Genomic DNA, 19,009 nt, shown 5'->3' on the forward strand with positions numbered 1-19,009 from the left:
GCGCGCCCCCGGGAACGCCGTGTATATCTAGGGGCATGCACCCCGACGACGCCCCCACACCGGATCTGACCTGGCTGGACTCCGCCGGCTCCACGCAGGATGAGCTCCTCGCACGGCTGGACCGCGAGGGGCACCGGCACGGTGCGGCCGTGGCCACCGCGGACCAGCGGGCCGGCCGGGGACGGCACTCCCGGGTGTGGAGCGCCGCGCCGGGTGCGGCGCTCGCCCTGTCCGTGTACCTGCGTCCCGAGTCCGGCGGGGTGCCGGTCTCCCCGGCCCATCTGAGCTGGCTCTCGCTCGTCGCCTCCGCCACGGTCGCCGAGCGCCTCGCGGCCCGGGGCGTCCCGACGCACGTGAAGTGGCCGAACGACGTGCTCGCCACGGACGGGCGCAAGCTGTGCGGCGTGCTGGCCACGGTGGCGCTGTCCTCGGACGGCAAGGGGCCCGGCGTCGCCGTCGGGATGGGCGTGAACCTGGACCACCGCGGGGCCGCCCCGGTGGACACCGCCTCGGACCTGGCGGAGTGGATCGGCGCGGACGCCGTGCCCGCGCCCCGGGACCTCGCGGTCGAGCTGCGTGACGCCGTCGTGGCGGCCGTGGACCGCTTCGCGGCGGGCGTGGCGGGGCAGACGGCGGCCGTGGACGGGCGTCACCCGGCCGTGGCGGCCGTGGCGGACCGGCTCTCCACGCTGGGCCGCGCGGTGCGCGCCGAGCTGCCCGGCGGCGGCGTGCTGGAGGGCACGGCCGTGGGCCTCGGCCCCGGCGGCACCCTGCGCGTGAAGCACGTCACACCGGACCGTGGCACAATCGAGACCGAGGTCAGTGCGGGGGACGTGGCCCACCTGCGCGGAGACGTCCATCGCGGCGCATGACACACCCGTCCCGGTCAGGAGGTGACCGCCGTGCGACTCGAGCCCGGTGAGCAGGTGATGGTGCGCACCCGCACCCACCCGCGCGCGCTGCTGCGCCCGGCCGCGGTCCTCGTGGCCGTCGCGTTCCTGCTCGGCCTGGCCGTCGGCGTGCTCGCACGCCCCGACCTGCCCGGGATCGTCGCCGCGAACCGCGCCGTGCTCGAGGCGGCCGCGTGGGTGGTCGCGGCGCTCGTCCTGCTCCCCGGCACCATCCGCCCGCTGTGGCGCTGGGTCTTCCGGCGCACCGTGCTCACCGACCGCCGCATCCTCCAGGGCGCCGGCGTCGGCGACTCCGGGGCCGCCATGCCGCTCGTGTCCATCGCCGACGTGCAGCGGCGCCGCCGCGGCTCGGGTGCCGGAGACCTGCACATCCTCTTCCAGGAGCCCGCCCGCCAGGTCCACTGGCGGCTGCGCGACGTCCCCGAGGCCGCGCGCTTCGAGGAGGCCCTGGCCCACCTCACCCGCCAGGCCCGCACCGCAACCTGGCCCGCCCCCGTCCCGACAGGAGGCCTCCGATGAGCCGTCCGGAGACACCGGACACCGCACCGCTGCCGATCGTCCCGCCGGCTGAGGACGAGACCGCCCGCGACGTCGAGGAGCGCTCCGCCCAGCCCGCCGGCTGGACGAGCGCGATGCGCACGCTCGACGCCGGCCTGGTGGTGGGCCCGCGCGCCTACACCTCACGGGAGGTGGCGCAGCGCCTCGGCGTCTCGATGGCCTCCGCCCGGAAGATCTGGCGTGCGCTGGGCTATCCGACGTCGCCGGAGGGGCACAAGGCCTTCACCGAGGCGGACATCGAGGCGTTCGAGTCCGTGCTCACGCTCGTGCGCTCGGGGACGCTGAACGAGGACACGGCCATCTCGCTGGCGCGCTCGATCGGGCAGATGACGGACCGCATGGTGGTGTGGCAGATCGAGGCGCTCGTGGAGGACAAGATCGCCTCCGAGGACCTGACGGACCCGGAGGCGCGGCGGGCCGTCGTCGACATGCTCCCGGACATGGTCGGACCGCTCGAGAAGGCCATGCGGATCGTCTACCGGCGCCAGCTCAACCGCGCCGTGCAGCGCCTGACCGTGCGCGTGGAGGCCGGGCTGGCGGCCAGCGCCCGGGGCCGCGACGGCTCCGAGTCGGACGCGCCGCTGCCGCTGGCCCGCGCCGTCGGCTTTGCGGACATGGTCTCCTACACCACGCTCTCCCGGACCATGGACGACCGGACGCTGGCCCGCATGGTGCTGCGCTTCGAGTCCCTCGCCGCGGAGACCATCTCGGCCGGCGGCGGCTGGCTCGTGAAGACCATCGGCGACGAGGTCATGTTCAACGCCGAGACCCCCGAGGCCGGCGCCGCGATCGCGCTCTCCCTGGCCGAGACCATCGCCGCGGACGAGGAGCTGCCCTCGGCGCGCGTCGCCCTGACATGGGGACGGGTGCTCTCCCGCATGGGGGACATCTACGGGCCCACCGTGAACCTCGCCGCGCGGCTGACGTCCCTGGCCGATCCGGGTACCGTGCTCGTGGACGCCATGACCGCTGCGGCCCTGTCCCGGGACGAGCGCTTCGTGCTCGTCCCGCAGCCGCCCAGGATCGTCCGCGGGTTCGGAGAGGTCCGCCCCTCCCTGCTCTTGGACGGGTCGGCCCAGACCCTGCTCGCCGACTGATCGAGGACCCCGTGGACCCCCGCCCCGAGACCCCGTCCGCGCCGCGGCCCCAGGCCGCGGGCGCCACCCACGTGGGCGCCGTCCGCGACCTGAACGAGGACGCGTGGACCCTCGTCGGGGAGCCGCTGGTGCTCGCCGCCGTGGCCGACGGCATGGGCGGGCACGAGGCCGGCGAGGTGGCCTCGGCCGCCGCGATCGAGACCCTGCGCCGCCGCGCCCCCGAGGTGCTCGCCCCGGGCACGGCCCACACGCCCCAGGAGCTCGGCCACCTGATCCACGAGGCGGACGCCGCCGTCGTCGAGGCCGGGCTGGGGCGCTCCGGCACCACCCTGACCGTCCTGGCCTGCCTGGACACGGAGCGCGGCCGCTGGGCCGTGGCGAACGTCGGCGACTCACGGGTGTACCTGCGGCCCGTCGGCTCGCCGGTGCTCCAGCAGCTCACGGTGGACCACTCGGCGGTCCAGATGCTCGTCGACGCGGGGGAGCTCACCCCCGCCGAAGCCCGCGTCCACCCGCGCCGCAACGTCATCACCCGCGCGCTCGGCTCGCGCGAGGCGCTCACGGTGGACGTGGCCGAGGTCCCCCTCGCCTCCGGGGACCTCGTCCTGCTGTGCAGCGACGGCCTGACCGGCGAGCTGCTGGACGAGGAGATCCGCGCGCTGATCGACGACGCCGACACCCTCGAGGACGCCCTCGAGAAGCTCATCGGCGCCGCCCTGTGGCGCGGCGGCCGGGACAACATCACGGCGGTGCTCGTGCGCATCCCCTGACCCGGGTGCGCCGTCCGGGACGCCGACTACGCTGGGCCGGGTGAGCACCCCCAAGGAATCCGCCGCCCAGCCCGATCCGCAGGACATCCCCGCCGCGGACCTGCGGGAGGAGTACGAGGACCTCGTGGAGCGGGTCCGCGCCGCCCGGACCGCCTACTACCAGCGGGACGCCCCGGAGATCTCGGACGCCGAGTACGACGCGCTGTACCGCCGCCTCGAGGACCTCGAGGCCCTGCACCCCGAGCTCGTGGCCAACGACTCGCCCACCCAGGAGGTCGGCGGCGAGGTCTCGGAGGCGTTCGCCCCCGTCCGGCACGGGGCCCGCATGTACTCGCTCGAGGACCTGTTCTCCATCGAGGAGCTCGAGGTCTGGTTCCGCCGCGCGGCGCAGGCCCTGACGCAGGTGCGACCGGGCGTGGCGCCCCGCTGGCTCGTGGAGGTGAAGATCGACGGGCTCGCCGTCGCCCTGCGCTACCGGGACGGGCGGCTCGTGCAGGCCGCCACCCGCGGCGACGGCGTCACGGGCGAGGACGTCACCGCCAACGTGCGCACCATCGGGGACATCCCGCACGAGCTCTCCGGCGAGGGCTGGCCCGCCGAGTTCGAGGTGCGCGGCGAGGTGTTCATGTCCTCCGCCGCCTTCGCCGAGCTCAACGCGCGTCGTGCCGAGGAGGGTCAGACGCCGTTCGCGAACCCGCGCAACGCCGCCGCCGGCGCCCTGCGTCAGAAGGACCCGGCCGTCACCGCGCAGCGCCCGCTGGCCATGTTCGTGCACGGCATCGGCTCGGTCGAGGCGTTCGGACTGGAGTCCCAGCACGAGGTGTACGACGCGCTCGCGGGCTGGGGCCTGCCCGTGAGCCCCTACACCCGCGTGGTGGAGGGTGCGGACGAGGAGGCGTTGGCCGCCGTCGTCGCGGTGATCGAGGAGTACGGCCGGCGCCGGCACGAGCTGATCCACGAGATCGACGGCATCGTGGTGAAGGCGGACGCGTTCGCGGACCAGCGCTACCTCGGCCACACCTCCCGCGTGCCCCGCTGGGCGGCGGCGTACAAGTACCCGCCGGAGGAGGTGCACACGCTGCTGCGGGACATCGCGGTCTCGGTGGGCCGCACCGGTCGGGTGACCCCGTTCGCGGTGATGGAGCCGGTCACCGTGGCCGGGTCCACCGTCTCCCTGGCCACCCTGCACAACCAGGACGTGGTCAAGGCCAAGGGCGTGCTGATCGGGGACACCGTGGTGGTGCGCAAGGCCGGGGACGTGATCCCCGAGGTCGTGGGCCCCGTGCTGCCGCTGCGTGAGAAGGCGATCGAGGCGGGCCGGGAGCTGCGCGAGTTCGTCATGCCCGCGCACTGCCCGTCATGCGGCACGCCGCTGGCCCCCGCCAAGGAGGGGGACGTGGACCTGCGCTGCCCCAACGCCCGCTCCTGCCCGGCCCAGCTGGCCGGCCGCGTCGAGCACCTGGCCAGCCGCGGCGCCTTCGACGTGGAGGCGCTCGGCGAGGAGGCCGCCCGCTGGCTCGTCCAGGGCCCCGGCGAGGACCCGGCCGAGCACGAGGGGCACGTGCGGCCCGAGGGCCCGGGCCCCATCACGGCGGAGGCGCAGATCTTCGACCTCGCCTCCGGCACGCCGGAGGAGATCACGGGCCCCCGGGGCGAGGACGGGTTGACGGACCTGCAGCGCTCCCTCGGCGCGGTGCGCGTGTGGCGCGAGGGCCGCACGAAGGTGGACGGCCGCCTGGTGCCCTCGGGCGTGTTCACGCTCAAGCCGTACTTCTTCACCGCCGGCACCGCGAAGAAGCCGTCCGCGCCCACGGCCAACACGCTGCGCCTGTTCGACGAGCTCGAGAAGGCCAAGTCCCAGCCGCTCTGGCGCACCCTCGTGGCGCTGTCCATCCGGCACGTGGGCCCGACGGCGGCCCGCTCGCTGGCCACGGCGTTCGGCTCGATGGCGGCGCTGCGCGCGGCGGCCGAGGCCGGCGACCGGGACCGGCTGGCCGAGATCGACGGCGTCGGCCCGATCATCGCGGACGCGCTCATCGAGTGGTTCGCCGAGGACTGGCACCGGGAGATCGTGGACCGGTGGGCCGCGGCGGGCGTGGTCATGGAGGACGAGCAGGACGAGTCCACCCCGCGCACGCTCGAGGGCCTGACCGTGGTGGTCACCGGCTCGCTCGAGGGCTTCTCCCGCGACTCCGCGAAGGAGGCGATCCTCGTGCGCGGCGGCAAGGCCTCCGGGTCCGTGTCCAAGAAGACCGACTTCCTGGTGGCCGGCGACGCCGCCGGCTCCAAACTGGACAAGGCGCAGTCCCTCGGTGTGCCCGTGCTGGACGAGGCCGGGTTCACGGCGCTGCTGGCCGGCGGCCCGGACGCGGTGCGCCCGGCGGACACGGACGACGCCACCGACGGCGCCGCAGACGGGGAGGCCTCGGCATGAGCGCGCGCATCACGGTCCCGGGCCTGCTCGTGGTCGCCAAGGCCGCCGCGCGCGCCGGCGCGGACGTCCTGGCCCGGCGCTGGACCGGTCACCACCCGGCGGTGCCGCTCGGCATCGAGGAGATCGGCGCGGAGACGAAGTCCTCCGGCTCCGACTGGGTCACCGACTACGACCGCCGCGCCGAGCAGGCCGTCCGGGAGGTCATCGCCGGCTACCGCCCCTCGGACGAGATCACCGGCGAGGAGTACGGCGCCACCCTTCCGGCCGAGCCGTCCGGGTACCGCTGGTCCATCGACCCGCTGGACGGCACCACCAACTTCGTGCGCGGCCTGCCGCAGTTCTGCACCTCGGTGGCCGTCACCGGCCCGGCGGACGCCGAGACCGCCGACCTGCTGGGGGTGGCCGAGGGCACCGAACGCTGGCTGGCCGGCGTCGTGGCGGCGCCCGCGCTGGGGCGCACCTGGTTCGCGAGCGCGGGCCGGGGCGCCTTCAGCACCGCGGACGCGACGACGGCGGGCGTGGACGTGCCCGACCGGGACGCCGCCCCCGTGCAGCTCACTGGCCCCGTGCCGGGGCGCTCCGGGCGGCTGCTCGCCACCGGCTTCGGCTACGACCCCGCTCGCCGGGCCCTGCAGGTGCGCGCGCTCGCGGCCCTGCTGCCCGCGTTCGGGGACGTGCGGCGGATCGGCTCGGCGGCGCTGGATCTGTGCATGGTCGCGGACGGCACCCTGGACGCCTACGCCGAGTTCGGCACGCAGGAGTACGACTGGGCCGCCGGCGCGTTGGTGGCGGAGGAGGCCGGCGTCGCGGTGACGCGGCCCGCCTCGGCGGACGGCACGGCACATCCTGACTGGATGGTGGCCGGCGACGTGGACGGGTCCGCCCTGGCCGCCATGACGGGGGAGAGGGCATGAGGCGGATCGTCGGAGACCCGTGGTTCTACCCGGTCCTGTTCGTGGCCGGCGGACTGACGTTCATGATCGCGGGGACGCGCCTGCAGCAGGTCGGCATGATCGTGGCCGGGCTCGTCCTGGCCGGCTACGCGGTCACGTACCGGTGGGCGGTCCGGGTCCGCTCGCGGCCGTTCGCCGGCGCGCAGGCGCACGTCGAGCGCGGCGGCGTCGTCGTGTTCTGGCGGCCGGGCTGTTCGTTCACGAGGCGGCTGGTCAAGGAACTGACGGCGCAGGAGCGGGAGCGCGCCTACTGGGTGAACATCTGGCAGGAGCCGGCGGCCGCGACGTTCCTCGAAGGGCTGCACGAGGCGCGCGACGGCCACCCCCACCAGGCCGTGCCCACCGCCTGGCTGCGTCGGCGCGACTACGTCGTGGCCACGGACGCGACCCGCGCCCGCCTGAAGGACACGCTGCGCCAGCGCGCCGGAGGTGACGCATGAGCGCCCTCGTCCGCCCGCTGCGCCCCGAGGACCACGAGGCGGTCGCCGAGCTCACCCTGGCGTCCTATGTCGACGGCGGCCACATCGCCCCCGACGACGCCTACGTGAAGACCCTCATGGACGTGGCCGACCGGGCCGGCCGCGCGGAGGTGCTCGTGGCCGAGGTCGACGGCGAGGTGGCCGGGTCCGTGGTGCTCACCCCGCCCGGCTCGCCCCTGGCCGAGACCTCCGGCGACGGGGAGTACGAGTTCCGCATGCTCGCCGTGCACCCGCGGTTCCACCGCCGCGGGGTGGGCGGCGCCCTGCTGGCCGAGATCGTGGCGCGGGCCCGCGCCGAGGAGGGCGTGGACGCCGTCGTGCTGACCACCATGCCCTCCATGACCGGCGCCCACCGGATGTACGAACGCGCCGGCTTCGTGCGCGTCCCGGAGCGGGACTGGTTCCTCGCGGACGTGGTGCCGGACCTCGACCCGGCCGACGAGACCGGCCCGTTCCTCGTCTACCGGCTCGCGCTGGACTGACCCCGGGCGGGACATCGGCACCGGGACCCCATTCGGGGCGGGAAATCCCTGTCATGCGGGCCCGGAGCGCCGCGGTGGGGTGGATCTCCCGCCTCGAAGCGGTGGCGGCGGCCGGGCAGGCCCCGGCACTAGACTCGATTCCGATGTGGCCGCCGCCGCGCCGGCGTCGTCCACCCCGCCCCGACCCGTCACACGAGGAGATCCATGCCTGAGATCACCCGGGATCAGGTGGAGCATCTGGCTCGCCTGGCCCACATCCGGATGACCGACGAGGAGCTGGACACGATGTCCGGCGACCTGGAGAAGATCCTGGAGCACGTCTCCGCGGTCCAGGCCGCCGCGGGCGACGACGTGACGCCGACGTCCCACCCCATCGCGTTGGAGAACGTGTTCCGCGAGGACGTGCCGGCCGGCATGCTCACGCAGGAGGAGGCCCTCGACCAGGCGCCGGACTCCGAGGACGGCCAGTTCAAGGTCCCCGCCATCCTGGACGGAGAGTGATCACCCCCATGACCGAGACGTTCGACGTGAACGCGACCCTCGGCGCCGACGAGCTCGTCCGGCTCACCGCGCTGCAGATGGCCGAGCGCCTGCGCGCCGGCACCACCACCTCCGTGGAGCTCGTCCAGGCCCACCTGGACCGCATCGCCGCCCACGACGGCGACGTGCGCGCCGACGCCGCCGGCGACCGCGGCGTGCGCGCCTACCTCCACGTGAACACGGACGAGGCCCTCGCCGTCGCCGCCGAGGTGGACGCGATCCGTGCCGCCGGCGGCCCCGAGGCCGACGCCCTGCACCCGCTGGCCGGCGTGCCCGTGGCCGTGAAGGACAACATCGTCACGCGCGGCCAGCCGACCACGGCCGCCTCCCGCATGCTCGAGGGCTGGCTCAGCCCGTACGACGCCACGGTGGTGGCCCGCCTCCGCGAGGCCCGCCTGCCGATCCTCGGCAAGACCAACCTCGACGAGTTCGCGATGGGCGGCTCCACCGAGCACTCCGCGTTCGGCATCACCCGCAACCCGTGGGACGGGGACCGGGTGCCCGGCGGCTCGGGCGGCGGGTCGGCGGCCGCCGTGGCCGCCTTCCTGGCCCCCTTCGCCCTCGGCTCGGACACCGGCGGCTCCGTGCGTGAGCCCGCCGCGTTCACCGGCACGGTCGGCGTGAAGCCCACCTACGGCGCGGTCTCCCGCTACGGCCTCATCGCCATGGCCTCCTCGCTGGACCAGATCGGCCCCGCCGCCCGCACCGTGGCCGACACCGCGGCGCTGCAGCAGGTCATCGCCGGCCACGACCCGCAGGACTCCACGTCCCTGGCCGACGAGCCGGCGGACCTGACCGGCGCGGCCCGCGGCCGCGACCTGGCGGGGCTGCGCGTCGGCGTCGTGACGGACCTGCCGGCGGACGCGTTCCACCCGGGCATCCGGGCCGGCTTCGACGAGCACGTCGCGGCCCTGCGTGAGGCCGGCGCGGAGATCGTGGAGGTCTCCTGCCCCAGCTTCGACGCCGCCCTCGGGGCGTACTACCTGATCATGCCCTCGGAGGCCTCCTCCAACCTGGCCCGCTTCGACGGCGTCCGCTACGGCCACCGCGTGGTGCCCGACGGCGGCGGCACGATCGAGCAGGTCATGGGCGCCACCCGCGCCGCCGGGTTCGGCGCCGAGGTCAAGCGGCGCATCATCCTGGGCACCTACGCGCTGTCCGCCGGCTACTACGACGCCTACTACGGCTCCGCGCAGAAGGTCCGCACGCTCGTGCAGGAGGACTTCGCCCGCGCCTTCGAGCAGGTGGACGTCATCCTCACGCCCACCGCGCCGACCCCGGCGTTCGAGCTGGGCGCGAAGACGGACGACCCGATGACCATGTACGTCAACGACCTCGCAACCATCCCGGCCAACCTCGCCGGCATCCCGGGCATGTCCGTGCCGGGTGGCGTCGTCGACGGGCTGCCCTACGGCCTGCAGCTGATGGCACCGGCGCGCGAGGACGCGCGCCTGTACGAGGCCGGCGCCGCGCTCGAGCGCCTCGTCGGGGAGCGCCGGGGCGGGCCGGTGTGGGCCGAGGCCCCCGAGCTGGAGAAGGGCGCGCAGCGCGCCACCACCGCGACCACGGCAGGAGGCCGGGCATGAGCCACGCAGAGCAGACCATGGACTTCGCGGAGGCGATGGAGCGCTTCGACCCCGTGCTGGGCTTCGAGGTGCACGTGGAGCTGAACACCGCCACGAAGATCTTCTCCTCGGCGCCCAACGCGTTCGGCGACGAGCCGAACACCAACGTGACCCCGCTCGACCTCGGCCTGCCCGGCACCCTGCCGGTGCTCAACCGCGAGGTCGTGGAGTACGCGATCCGCCTGGGCGTGGCCCTGGACGCGCAGGTCGCCGAGACCTGCCGGTTCGCGCGGAAGAACTACTTCTACCCGGACACGCCGAAGAACTTCCAGACCTCCCAGTACGACGAGCCGATCGTCTTCGACGGCCACCTGGACGTCGAGTTGGAGGACGGTGAGGTCTTCCGCGTGGAGATCGAGCGCGCGCACCTCGAGGACGACGCCGGCAAGCTCACCCACGTGGGCGGCTCCGGGCGGATCCAGGGCGCCTCCGCGTCCCTCGTCGACTACAACCGTGCGGGCGTGCCGCTCATCGAGATCGTCACCAAGCCGATCGTCGGCGCCGGTGCGCGGGCCCCCGAGCTGGCCCGCGCCTACGTCACCGCGATCCGGGACATCGTGCAGGCCATCGACATCTCCGACGCGCGGATGGAGCGCGGCAACGTCCGCTGCGACGCGAACGTCTCGCTGATGCCCAAGGGCGCCACCGAGTTCGGCACCCGCACCGAGACGAAGAACGTGAACTCCACGCGCGCCGTGCAGCACGCGGTCACCCACGAGATCCAGCGCCAGGCCGCGGTGCTCGCCGCGGGCGGCACCGTGACGCAGGAGACCCGCCACTGGCACGAGGACACCCGCAGCACCACCTCGGGCCGCCCGAAGTCGGACGCGGACGACTACCGGTACTTCCCCGAGCCGGACCTCGTGCCCGTGCACGTGGACGCCGCGTGGGTCGAGCGCGTGCGCGCGGCCATGCCCGAGCTGCCGGCCGTGCGGAACAAGCGGCTCAAGGCCGAGTGGGGCTTCTCGGACGAGGAGTTCCGCGACGTCGTCAACGCCGGCGTCCTGGACGAGATCGTCGCGACCGTGGAGGCCGGCGCCTCCGCGGCGGCCGCCCGCAAGTGGTGGATGGGCGAGATCGCCCGCCTGGCGAACGTCCGCGAGGTCGCCGTCGCGGAGCTGGGGATCACCCCGGCGCACGTGGTGGAGGTCGAGGAGCTGATCGCCGCGAAGACGATCAACGACAAGATCGCCAAGCAGGTGCTCGGTCTGGTGGCCGACGGCGAGGGCGCCCCGAAGGAGGTCGTCGCGGCGAAGGGCCTGGCCGTGGTGTCCGACGACGGCGCGCTCACCGAGGCCGTCGACGCCGCGATCGCCGCCAACCCGGACGTGGCCGAGAAGATCAAGGGCGGCAAGATGGCCGCCGTCGGCGCCCTGATCGGCCCGGTCATGAAGGCCACCCGCGGGCAGGCCGACGCCGGCCGCGTCCGCGAGATCGTGCTGGAGCGCCTGGGCGTGTCCTGACGTCCGTGCGGGCCCTCAGCCGTCCAGGGCGGTGAGGGCCCGCGCCACGCGGGGCAGGGTCTTGCGCAGCAGGCGCCGCCAGGACCCCGCGGCCAGCCCGCCGACGATCGCGTCCCGGGCCGCCGCGTCGTCGAGCGTCTCCAGGGCCATCGCCCCGAGCCACACGCGGGCCCGGCGCGCCTCGGCCGCGTCCCGGGCCAGGTCGGGGACCTTCTCCTCGCCGTGCCACAGCGCCAGGTAGGCGACGTTGAGGGCGGGGTCCCATGCGCACGCGAAGTCCCAGTCCAGCACCCCGGCCAGCGCCCAGCGCAGCGGGGCGCGCGGGTCCTCGTCCTCGGGCACGGCACGCCAGCGCATGTTGTGCCCGGCCAGGTCGCCGTGCACGAGCGACGGCGGCACGGGCGGCGCGGCGGTCCACGTCGTCACCGTGTCCGCGAGGGCGGCCACCGCGTCCGGCCACGCCTCGGCGCCCAGCCGCGCGTCGACGTCGTGCCCCTCCCATGCGCCCAGGCGCGCGGCGACCGTCCCCGGCAGCGCCGCGACGTGCCGGGCGCGCTCCGGCGTCCACGGGCCGCGGAAGGCGAACGGGCGGCCGAGGTGCGGGGCGATCCGCGGGTCGGTGACGTCCACGGCGGCGAGGTCGTCGAGGACGCCGCGCAGCACGGCCGGATCGCCCTCGTGCGGCGGGTGCGGGCCGCCCGGGAGGAAGCGCTGCAGCACCGCGGCGCCCGGGCCCGCGGAGACGGGATCCGAGAGGGCGACCGGGACGGCCCACGACACGTCGCGTTCGGCCAGGGCCGCGGCGAGTCCGTCGAGGAGGGCCAGGCGCCGGGGCAGGTGCGCCGCGGGGTCCCGCTCGGGCGCCCACCGCGCGGCCGGGGCGGCCCCCACCTCGTGGGCCCGCGTCATCCGGAGGACGCCGACGTCCTCGAGCACGAGCACGCGGTGGAACTGCCCGCCCTCCTCCACGGACGCCGCGGCCCAGTCGGCTGTGCGGAGCCGGCGGGCGAGAGCGGGGTCGAGGCCGGGGCGGAGGTGCTGCAGGGCGCGGTGGACCAGCTCGAGCTCGCTGGGGGCAGGCGGGGAGACCACACGACCACGCTAACCCTCCCTCCTCCCTCCCGGACTTTCGAACGTGACATCGGGGGGATGGGGACTTTCGAACGGGAGACAGGCCCTCCCTCACGTTCGAAAGCGCCCGGGGGAGAGGGTGTTTTTTTTTTAGATGGGTATAAGAGACAGCCCTGGGGAAGTCGGCGGTCTATGCGATCGTCCAGCTCATCGACAAGGCCACCCAGGCCCCGCTCGGCGAGCAGACCACCGTCCTCAACCCGGCCCTGGCCGACCGCTGGGCCTTCGACCTGACCTATCAGCTGCTCGGCATCGGGTTCGCGCTCGTGCCGGTGGCCCTCGTGCTGCACCTGATGCACCTGCGCGGCCGGAACCCGTTCCGGGTGCTCGGCCTCGACCTGCGCCGCCCCGGCCGCGACTTGGCCTGGGGCCTGGGCCTGTTCGCGGCCATCGGGCTGGGCACGCTCGGCGTCTACGCCGCCGGCCGGGCCCTGGGGATCACGACGGCGATCGTCGGCTCGGCGCTCGGGGAGAGCTGGTACCAGGTGCCGGTCCTGCTGCTCTCCGCGCTGCGGCACGGACTGCTGGAGGAGGTCATCGTGGGCGCCTGGCTCGTCGACCGCCTCGGGTATCTGCAGCGGCTGCGCGCCGCGGGCCTGGCACGCGATCCGGCGCCGGCCGTGCCGTCGTCGTGGGCGAGCGCCGAGGGGCTGTTCCTGCCGACCCGCGTGGCCGTCGTCGTGCTCGCCCTCGCGCTGCTGCGCGGGGCGTACCACCTGTACCAGGGGATCGGGCCGGGCGTGGGCAACGCCCTGATGGGTGTGGTGTTCGCGCTCGTGTTCCTGCGGGTGCGCCGGGTGATGCCGCTGGTCATCGCGCACACGCTGCTGGACGCCGTCGGGTTCGTCGGCTACCCGCTGCTGGCGCGGGCGGGGCTGCTCGGCTGAGCGGCCCCGCCCCCGCGCTCAGAGCGTGACCTCGCCCTTCGGGGTGCGGAAGGTGACCGAGACGATGCCCGGGGTGCCGGAGGGCGCGACGTACTCGATGTTCACGTCCTGGACCTGGCCGTCCTCGTCGTCGCCGAGCCACTCGGCGAGGCGCTCGGGGGAGCCGGCGATGTTCAGGCGCTCGATGGTGGCCTGCGGCTCGGCCGCCTGCGAGGGGTGCATGTCCTCCTGACCGTCGGCCCAGCGCAGGATGAACGGCAGCTGCGGGTCCGCGAGGGTTCCCTTGACGCCGATCTGCCGCCAGGACAGCTCCCGGCCGTCCGGGAAGCGACGGTTGCCGGGGACGGCCTCACGGCCGAGGCGGCGCTCGAACCGGCCGATGTCCGTGGTGGCCACCGCCCAGCTCATCCAGCCGCCGCCCTGCTCGGTGCGGGCGCGCACGAGCTGGCCGAACGGCGCGCTGAGGGAGGCCGGGTGGTCCAGGGCCTCGACGACCTCCAGATACTGCCTGCCCGCCATGGGGAACAGGGCGTTCTGCGTGCCGAAGCGGGGGTGGACACCGCCCTTGATCCGCTCGATGCCCAGCGTCTCGGCGATGCGGGCGACCGTGGCGTCCAGGCCCTCGGGGCCGGCGGCGTAGGACACGTGGTCCATGCGACAGGTGTGCACTGCGCTGTTCCTCTCCGTTCCCGGGCTGCCCCGGGGGTTGACCTGGTGCGAGTCGCGGGGCGTCGAGCCCTTGACGGGTCGGGCGCCCCGTGCGGAGAGCGTATCCGCGGGTGACACGCGTGACGAAATCGTGGCGGGGCGGCGGGCTACACTCGGAGGCACGGTCACGAGAGTCAGCAACAGGCCCCGGCATGCTGACCGGCAACCCTCCTTCCGCGGTGGGGTGCCCCGGGTGACGACCAGGCCGGCCCCACAACGGACGCCGGCAAGCGCGGGCCGATCCCACGGCCCCTCTCGACGGCGCCGGGTCATCTCCGGCACCTCGACGACGCCGGTTCCCGGATCGGCACGTCGGCCGGCGGGCGGGGCGGCCGGGTCCGGCCCCTGAACCCCTCAGGAGGGTCCGCCATGACCGACCAGACCACCCCGACCCCCGACGCCTGGGGCTTCTCCACCGCGCAGGTCCACGCAGGCGTCGCCGTCGGCCAGCACGCCTTCGGTGCGACCGCCCTGCCGATCTTCCAGACCACCTCGTACGACTTCCCGTCCGCCCAGGTGGCCGCGGACCGGTTCGCGCTCAAGGACCTCGACCCGCTCTACACCCGCATCGGCAACCCGACGCAGGGCCCGGTGGAGGAGAAGATCGCCGCGCTCGAGGGCGGTGTGGGCGCGCTGCTGCTGGCCTCCGGTCAGGCGGCGACGACGTTCGCGATCCTCAACCTCGCCGGCGCCGGCGACCACGTGGTCGCCTCGGCCAGCCTCTACGGCGGCACGCAGAACCTGTTCAAGCACACCCTCGCCAAGGTCGGCGTCGAGACGACGTTCGTGACCGACCCGGACGACCTCGAGTCCTGGCGCGCCGCCGTCCGGCCGAACACCACGGCGTTCTTCGGCGAGACCCTCGGCAACCCGCGCGGGGACGTCCTGGACGTGCGCGCCGTCGCCGACGCCGCCCACGAGGCCGGCGTGCCGCTGATCGTGGACAACACGCTGGCCACCCCGTACCTGCTGCGGCCCATCGAGCACGGCGCCGACGTCGTCACCCACTCCGCCACGAAGTACCTCGGCGGGCACGCCGCGGCCATCGCGGGCGTGATCGTCGACGCCGGCACGTTCGACTACGCGCAGCACGCCGAGCGGTACCCCGGCTTCAACGAGCCGGACGAGTCCTACCACGGCCTCGTCTACGCGCGGGACCTCGGGGTGGGCTCGCCGCTCGGCGCCAACCTGGCCTTCATCCTCAAGGCGCGCGTGCAGCTGCTGCGCGACTACGGCTCGGCCATCTCCCCGTTCAACGCGTTCCTGGTGAACCTCGGCCTGGAGACCCTGTCCCTGCGCATGGAGCGGCAGGTGGCCAACGCGGCCGCGGTGGCGCGCTGGCTGGAGGGTCGCGACGACGCCGAGCACGTGGTCTACGCCGGCCTGGAGTCCAGCCCGTGGCACGAGCGGGCCCAGCGCTACCTGCCGAAGGGCGCGGGCGCGTTCGTCTCCTTCGAGATCGCGGGCGGCCGCGAGGCCGGGGCCGCGTTCGTGGACGGGCTCACCCTGCACCACCACGTGGCCAACATCGGCGACGTCCGCTCGCTCGTGGTGCACCCGGCCTCCACCACCCACTCCCAGCTCACCGACGACGAGCAGCGCGCCGCCGGCGTCACCCCCGGCCTGGTGCGGCTCTCGCTCGGCGTGGAGGACATCGAGGACATCCTCGCCGACCTCGAACGCGGCTTCGCGGCCGCCGCCCGCCGCGGCGACGACGACGCGGGGGAGCGGGCATGACCGCCGTCGCCACGCGTCCGTCGCGCACCGCGCTGCCCCGCGGCGGCCGCCACCGCCTGCGGGTCGGCGAGCTGCACACCGAGACCGGCGGGCTGCTGCCCGACGTCGAGCTGACCTACGAGACCTGGGGCACCCTCGCCGCCGACGGCTCCAACGCCGTGCTCGTGCTGCACGCCCTCACCGGCGACGCGCACGTGGCCGCGCACGAGGAGGACCCGACGCCGGGCTGGTGGGACGCCCTCGTCGGCCCGGGCCGCGCCGTGGACACGGACCGGTGGTTCGTGGTCGCCCCCGCCATGATCGGCGGCTGCCACGGCTCCACCGGGCCCTCGACGCCCGCGCCCGACGGGCGGCCCTGGGGCTCCCGGTTCCCGTTCCTCACGCTGCGGGACGCGGTCGAGGCCGAGCGGCGCCTGGCCGACCACCTCGGGATCGGCGCCTGGCGTGCCGTGATCGGCGGATCGATGGGCGGGGCTCGCGCCCTCGAGTGGGCCGCGACCCACCCCGCGCGCGTCGCCGGGGTGGGCGTGCTGGCCGCCACCGCGGCCTCCTCCGCCGACCAGATCGCGTGGGGGCAGGCGCAGACCGCGGCCATCCGCCTCGACCCGGACTTCCAGGGCGGCGACTACTACCCCGGCCCCGGCCCCGTGGCCGGCCTGGGCATCGCCCGGCGCATCGCCCACACCACCTACCGCACGGCGGGCGAGCTCGGCCAGCGGTTCGGCCGGGAACCGCAGGGCGTCGAGGACCCGTTCGGCGCCGTCGTCGGGGTGCCGGGCGGGCGCGGGCGCTACGCCGTGGAGTCCTACCTGGACCACCAGGCGGCCAAGCTCACCGACCGGTTCGACGCGAACTCCTACCTCGTGGTCACCGAGGCCCTCATGGGCCACGACGTCGGGCGGGGGCGCGGCGGCGTGGCGGCGGCGCTCGCGGACTACCGGGGCCGGGCGTTCGTGGCCGCCGTCGACTCGGACCGGCTCTACCTGCCGGCCGAGTCCGAGGCGCTCGCGGCGGCGCTGCCCGCGCGGCCGCCGGTGCACACGATCGCCTCGCCCATCGGCCACGACGGCTTCCTCACCGAATACGGCCAGGTGGCCGACACGCTCAAGCGCACCCTCGCCCTCTGAGCTTTCGTTCGGGAAACGGCGGCGTGTCGCGGCACTGTCGTTCGGGAAACGGCCACCGGTCCCCGCCGGCCGGGCTCAGGGCTCGACGATGTCCAGCGGCTCGGTGTGGTCCGAGCCCTGCGGCATCGGCGCGCCGAAGAGCGGCTCGGGGACGGGGCGCTTGGCCGTGACGCCGTCGCCGGAGGAGACGCCGCGGAGGCGGCGGACCACCCACGGCGCCAGGTGCGTGCGCACCCATGCGGCGTCCGACGCGCGGGCCGCGCGCCACGTGCGCGGCGCCGGCGGGGAGAGGCGCAGGTGCTCGAGGCCGTGCTCCACGCCGAGGGTGTCCAGCACCATCGCGGCGATCGTGTGGTGGCCGAGCGCAGAGAAGTGCAGGCGGTCCTCGGCCCACATCTCCCGCCGGGCGAGGTCCTTGAGCGACCACATGTCCGGCACCAGCGCGTCGTGCCGCAGCGCGATGGTGCGCACGTTCTCGTTGTAGATCGCCACGGTGCCGCGGATGCGGCCGATGACGGGCGTGCCCTTCACGTCGGTCGCGTTGAACAGCAGCACGGTGGCGCCGTCGGAGGCCAGACGCTCGACGACGGCGTCCAACCGGACCGCGATCTCGTCCGGGTCCGCGCCGCGCAGGATGTCGTTGCCGCCCGCGCAGACGCTGATGAGGTCCGGCCGCAGGGCGAGCGCCGGCTCCACCTGGTCCTCGGCGATCTGGTCCAGCAGCTTCCCGCGGACCGCCAGGTTGGCGTAGGCCAGGTCCTCGCCGGGCGGCGTCAGGCGGGAGAGCTCCTCGGCCAGGCGGTCGGCCCAGCCGCGGTGGTAGCCGGGACGGTCCGGGTCCGGGTCGCCGATGCCCTCGGAGAACGAGTCCCCGATGGCGACGTAGCGGCGCCACGGATGGGCGGCGGGGTCGTCGACCGGGGTCGCGTCGGAGGCGTGCGGAGGCTGGGAGGAGGATGGGTTATCCACGGGTAGGATTCTGCCCACGTCGCGCGGGAGGGGTCAACCTCCGGGAGGGGCCGACCGTGCCGCTCGCTAGGCTGGCGGACGTGAACGCGAACCCCACCCCCGCCGTCGAGCCCGTCGTCCGCTGGTCCCGCCCCGAGGGCGAGCGCACCGAGGACCTGCTGATCGTCCTGCACGGCTACGGCGCGAACGAGGACGACCTGTTCGGCCTCGTCCCGCACCTGCCCGAGCACGTCACGGTGGCCGCCGTCCGCGCGCCCCTGCCCCTGCAGCCGGGCTCCCACGCCTGGTTCCCGCTCTCCCAGGACCCCGTCACGGGCGAGCTGGGCTCCACCGCCGAGCCGGTCCGCGAGGCCGTCGAGGCCCTGCACGCCTGGGTGCAGGCGGTGCGCGGGGACTTCCGCACCGTCTCCCTGCTCGGCTTCTCGCAGGGCATGGCGATGGCCACGTCGCTGCTGCGCCTGGACCCGGAGGCCTACGCGTGCACCGTGGCGCTGTCCGGCTTCGTGGTGGACCCGGAGCTCACCGAGCCGCGGCTGCGCGAGCTGTTCACCCGCGACGACGACGTCGCCCGCGTCCGACCGAAGGTCTTCTGGGGCCGCGGCCAGGAGGACCCGATCATCTCCGAGCCCCGGGTCGAGGAGACCCATGCCTGGCTGAACGCCCACGTGGACCTCATGAAGATCGTCTACGCCGGGCTCGGCCACGCGATCAACGAGCAGGAGCTGGGCCACGTGAAGGAGTACCTCGCCCACATGGTGCCGCCCCGCGGCTGACGCACCGGACACGCTCGACGACGGCGCCGCGGCCGCCCGACGGGGCGTCGGCTCAGGCCTGCCCGGCCTGGACGACGAACGCCTCGCCGGCGAACTCGACGACGTCCCCGTCGTGCAGCTGGGCGCCGCGGCGCGTCTCCACCGCGCCGTTGACGGTGACGAGCCCGTCGGTGACGACGTCGCGGGCCATGGCCCCGTCCTCCACGAGGGAGGCGAGCTTGAGCGCCTGGCCGAGGCGGATGGACTCGTCACGGATGGGCAGGGGCTGGGCGTCGGGTGCGTTCGTCTCGGTCATGGTGTCCATCATGGCCGGTAGGCTGGACGGGATCGACCGGCGCGCCGCGCCGGAACGGGCCCGCCGCCTC

Annotated in this window: 19 protein-coding genes and 1 riboswitch; of the genes, 15 read left to right on the top strand and 4 right to left on the bottom strand. The window is 74.8% G+C overall.

The features are described from left to right. The first annotated feature begins 35 nt into the window (after positions 1 to 35). The 11 genes from J1M39_RS06930 to gatB all read left to right on the top strand — a co-directional run bounded on the left by J1M39_RS06930 (position 36) and on the right by gatB (position 11,312). Positions 36 to 872: a biotin--[acetyl-CoA-carboxylase] ligase gene (locus J1M39_RS06930; RefSeq protein WP_206496612.1), complete on the top strand. Its 837-nt coding sequence runs from the start codon at positions 36 to 38 to the stop codon at positions 870 to 872. Between the two features lie 21 nt (positions 873 to 893). Next, entirely contained in the window at positions 894 to 1,430 is a 537-nt protein-coding gene (locus J1M39_RS06935; protein WP_342356381.1) for a PH domain-containing protein, read from the top strand. Continuing rightward, a complete protein-coding gene (locus J1M39_RS06940) occupies positions 1,427 to 2,566 on the top strand; it encodes an adenylate/guanylate cyclase domain-containing protein (RefSeq protein WP_070709465.1) in 1,140 nt (379 codons plus the stop codon). The genes J1M39_RS06935 and J1M39_RS06940 overlap by 4 nt, the downstream gene beginning before the upstream one ends. Before the next feature lie 11 nt (positions 2,567 to 2,577). Then, the gene (locus tag J1M39_RS06945) at positions 2,578 to 3,336 is read left to right on the top strand and encodes a PP2C family protein-serine/threonine phosphatase (protein WP_020625514.1); all 759 of its coding nucleotides are present in this window, start codon (positions 2,578 to 2,580) and stop codon (positions 3,334 to 3,336) included. 40 nt (positions 3,337 to 3,376) lie between these two features. Then, positions 3,377 to 5,770: an NAD-dependent DNA ligase LigA gene (ligA, locus tag J1M39_RS06950; protein WP_170747778.1), complete on the top strand. Its 2,394-nt coding sequence runs from the start codon at positions 3,377 to 3,379 to the stop codon at positions 5,768 to 5,770. Then, a complete protein-coding gene (locus J1M39_RS06955) occupies positions 5,767 to 6,684 on the top strand; it encodes an inositol monophosphatase family protein (protein ID WP_170747779.1) in 918 nt (305 codons plus the stop codon). Before ligA ends, J1M39_RS06955 begins: the two co-directional genes overlap by 4 nt. After that, positions 6,681 to 7,163 (top strand): hypothetical protein, encoded by a 483-nt coding sequence (locus J1M39_RS06960; protein ID WP_020625517.1) that lies wholly within the window; start codon positions 6,681 to 6,683, stop codon positions 7,161 to 7,163. The genes J1M39_RS06955 and J1M39_RS06960 overlap by 4 nt, the downstream gene beginning before the upstream one ends. Then, positions 7,160 to 7,684, top strand: coding sequence for a GNAT family N-acetyltransferase (locus J1M39_RS06965; protein ID WP_036317337.1), 525 nt, complete (start codon positions 7,160 to 7,162; stop codon positions 7,682 to 7,684). The genes J1M39_RS06960 and J1M39_RS06965 overlap by 4 nt, the downstream gene beginning before the upstream one ends. Positions 7,685 to 7,888: 204 nt before the next feature. After that, a complete protein-coding gene (gatC, locus tag J1M39_RS06970) occupies positions 7,889 to 8,185 on the top strand; it encodes an Asp-tRNA(Asn)/Glu-tRNA(Gln) amidotransferase subunit GatC (RefSeq protein ID WP_002854348.1) in 297 nt (98 codons plus the stop codon). Positions 8,186 to 8,193: 8 nt separating this feature from the next. Further along, positions 8,194 to 9,810 (top strand): Asp-tRNA(Asn)/Glu-tRNA(Gln) amidotransferase subunit GatA, encoded by a 1,617-nt coding sequence (gene gatA / locus J1M39_RS06975; protein ID WP_174233325.1) that lies wholly within the window; start codon positions 8,194 to 8,196, stop codon positions 9,808 to 9,810. Continuing rightward, complete coding sequence (gene gatB / locus J1M39_RS06980) at positions 9,807 to 11,312, top strand: Asp-tRNA(Asn)/Glu-tRNA(Gln) amidotransferase subunit GatB (protein WP_158183600.1); 1,506 nt, start codon at positions 9,807 to 9,809, stop codon at positions 11,310 to 11,312. The genes gatA and gatB overlap by 4 nt, the downstream gene beginning before the upstream one ends. A gap of 15 nt (positions 11,313 to 11,327) precedes the next feature. Here gatB and J1M39_RS06985 read toward each other — a convergent pair whose 3' ends face one another. Beyond that, positions 11,328 to 12,404, bottom strand: a complete 1,077-nt coding sequence (locus J1M39_RS06985; RefSeq protein ID WP_206496613.1) for a phosphotransferase — start codon at positions 12,402 to 12,404, stop codon at positions 11,328 to 11,330. Positions 12,405 to 12,556: 152 nt separating this feature from the next. Here J1M39_RS06985 and J1M39_RS06990 point away from each other — a divergent pair, with 152 nt between their 5' ends. After that, positions 12,557 to 13,330, top strand: coding sequence for a CPBP family intramembrane glutamic endopeptidase (locus J1M39_RS06990; RefSeq protein ID WP_206496624.1), 774 nt, complete (start codon positions 12,557 to 12,559; stop codon positions 13,328 to 13,330). A gap of 18 nt (positions 13,331 to 13,348) precedes the next feature. Here J1M39_RS06990 and J1M39_RS06995 read toward each other — a convergent pair whose 3' ends face one another. Continuing rightward, positions 13,349 to 13,984, bottom strand: a complete 636-nt coding sequence (locus tag J1M39_RS06995) for a VOC family protein (protein WP_078025700.1) — start codon at positions 13,982 to 13,984, stop codon at positions 13,349 to 13,351. Positions 13,985 to 14,161: 177 nt separating this feature from the next. After that, positions 14,162 to 14,277: riboswitch (SAM riboswitch) on the top strand. Between the two features lie 130 nt (positions 14,278 to 14,407). Here J1M39_RS06995 and J1M39_RS07000 point away from each other — a divergent pair. Further along, positions 14,408 to 15,775, top strand: a complete 1,368-nt coding sequence (locus tag J1M39_RS07000; protein WP_044659694.1) for an O-acetylhomoserine aminocarboxypropyltransferase/cysteine synthase family protein — start codon at positions 14,408 to 14,410, stop codon at positions 15,773 to 15,775. Next, positions 15,772 to 16,902 (top strand): homoserine O-acetyltransferase MetX, encoded by a 1,131-nt coding sequence (gene metX, locus J1M39_RS07005; RefSeq protein ID WP_044659693.1) that lies wholly within the window; start codon positions 15,772 to 15,774, stop codon positions 16,900 to 16,902. The genes J1M39_RS07000 and metX overlap by 4 nt, the downstream gene beginning before the upstream one ends. A 75-nt stretch (positions 16,903 to 16,977) precedes the next feature. Here metX and J1M39_RS07010 read toward each other — a convergent pair whose 3' ends face one another. Beyond that, positions 16,978 to 17,871, bottom strand: a complete 894-nt coding sequence (locus tag J1M39_RS07010) for an SGNH/GDSL hydrolase family protein (RefSeq protein ID WP_044659692.1) — start codon at positions 17,869 to 17,871, stop codon at positions 16,978 to 16,980. Between the two features lie 80 nt (positions 17,872 to 17,951). Here J1M39_RS07010 and J1M39_RS07015 point away from each other — a divergent pair, with 80 nt between their 5' ends. Continuing rightward, entirely contained in the window at positions 17,952 to 18,644 is a 693-nt protein-coding gene (locus J1M39_RS07015; protein WP_036340883.1) for an alpha/beta hydrolase, read from the top strand. 52 nt (positions 18,645 to 18,696) lie between these two features. On the opposite strand, the gene J1M39_RS07020 is transcribed toward J1M39_RS07015, so the two are convergent. Beyond that, on the bottom strand, positions 18,697 to 18,939 hold the full coding sequence (locus J1M39_RS07020) for an RNA-binding S4 domain-containing protein (RefSeq protein WP_036317588.1): 243 nt from the start codon (positions 18,937 to 18,939) through the stop codon (positions 18,697 to 18,699). Positions 18,940 to 19,009: the final 70 nt, after the last annotated feature.

The organism is Micrococcus sp. KRD077, assembly GCF_017168505.1.
Lineage (GTDB): Bacteria > Actinomycetota > Actinomycetes > Actinomycetales > Micrococcaceae > Micrococcus > Micrococcus luteus.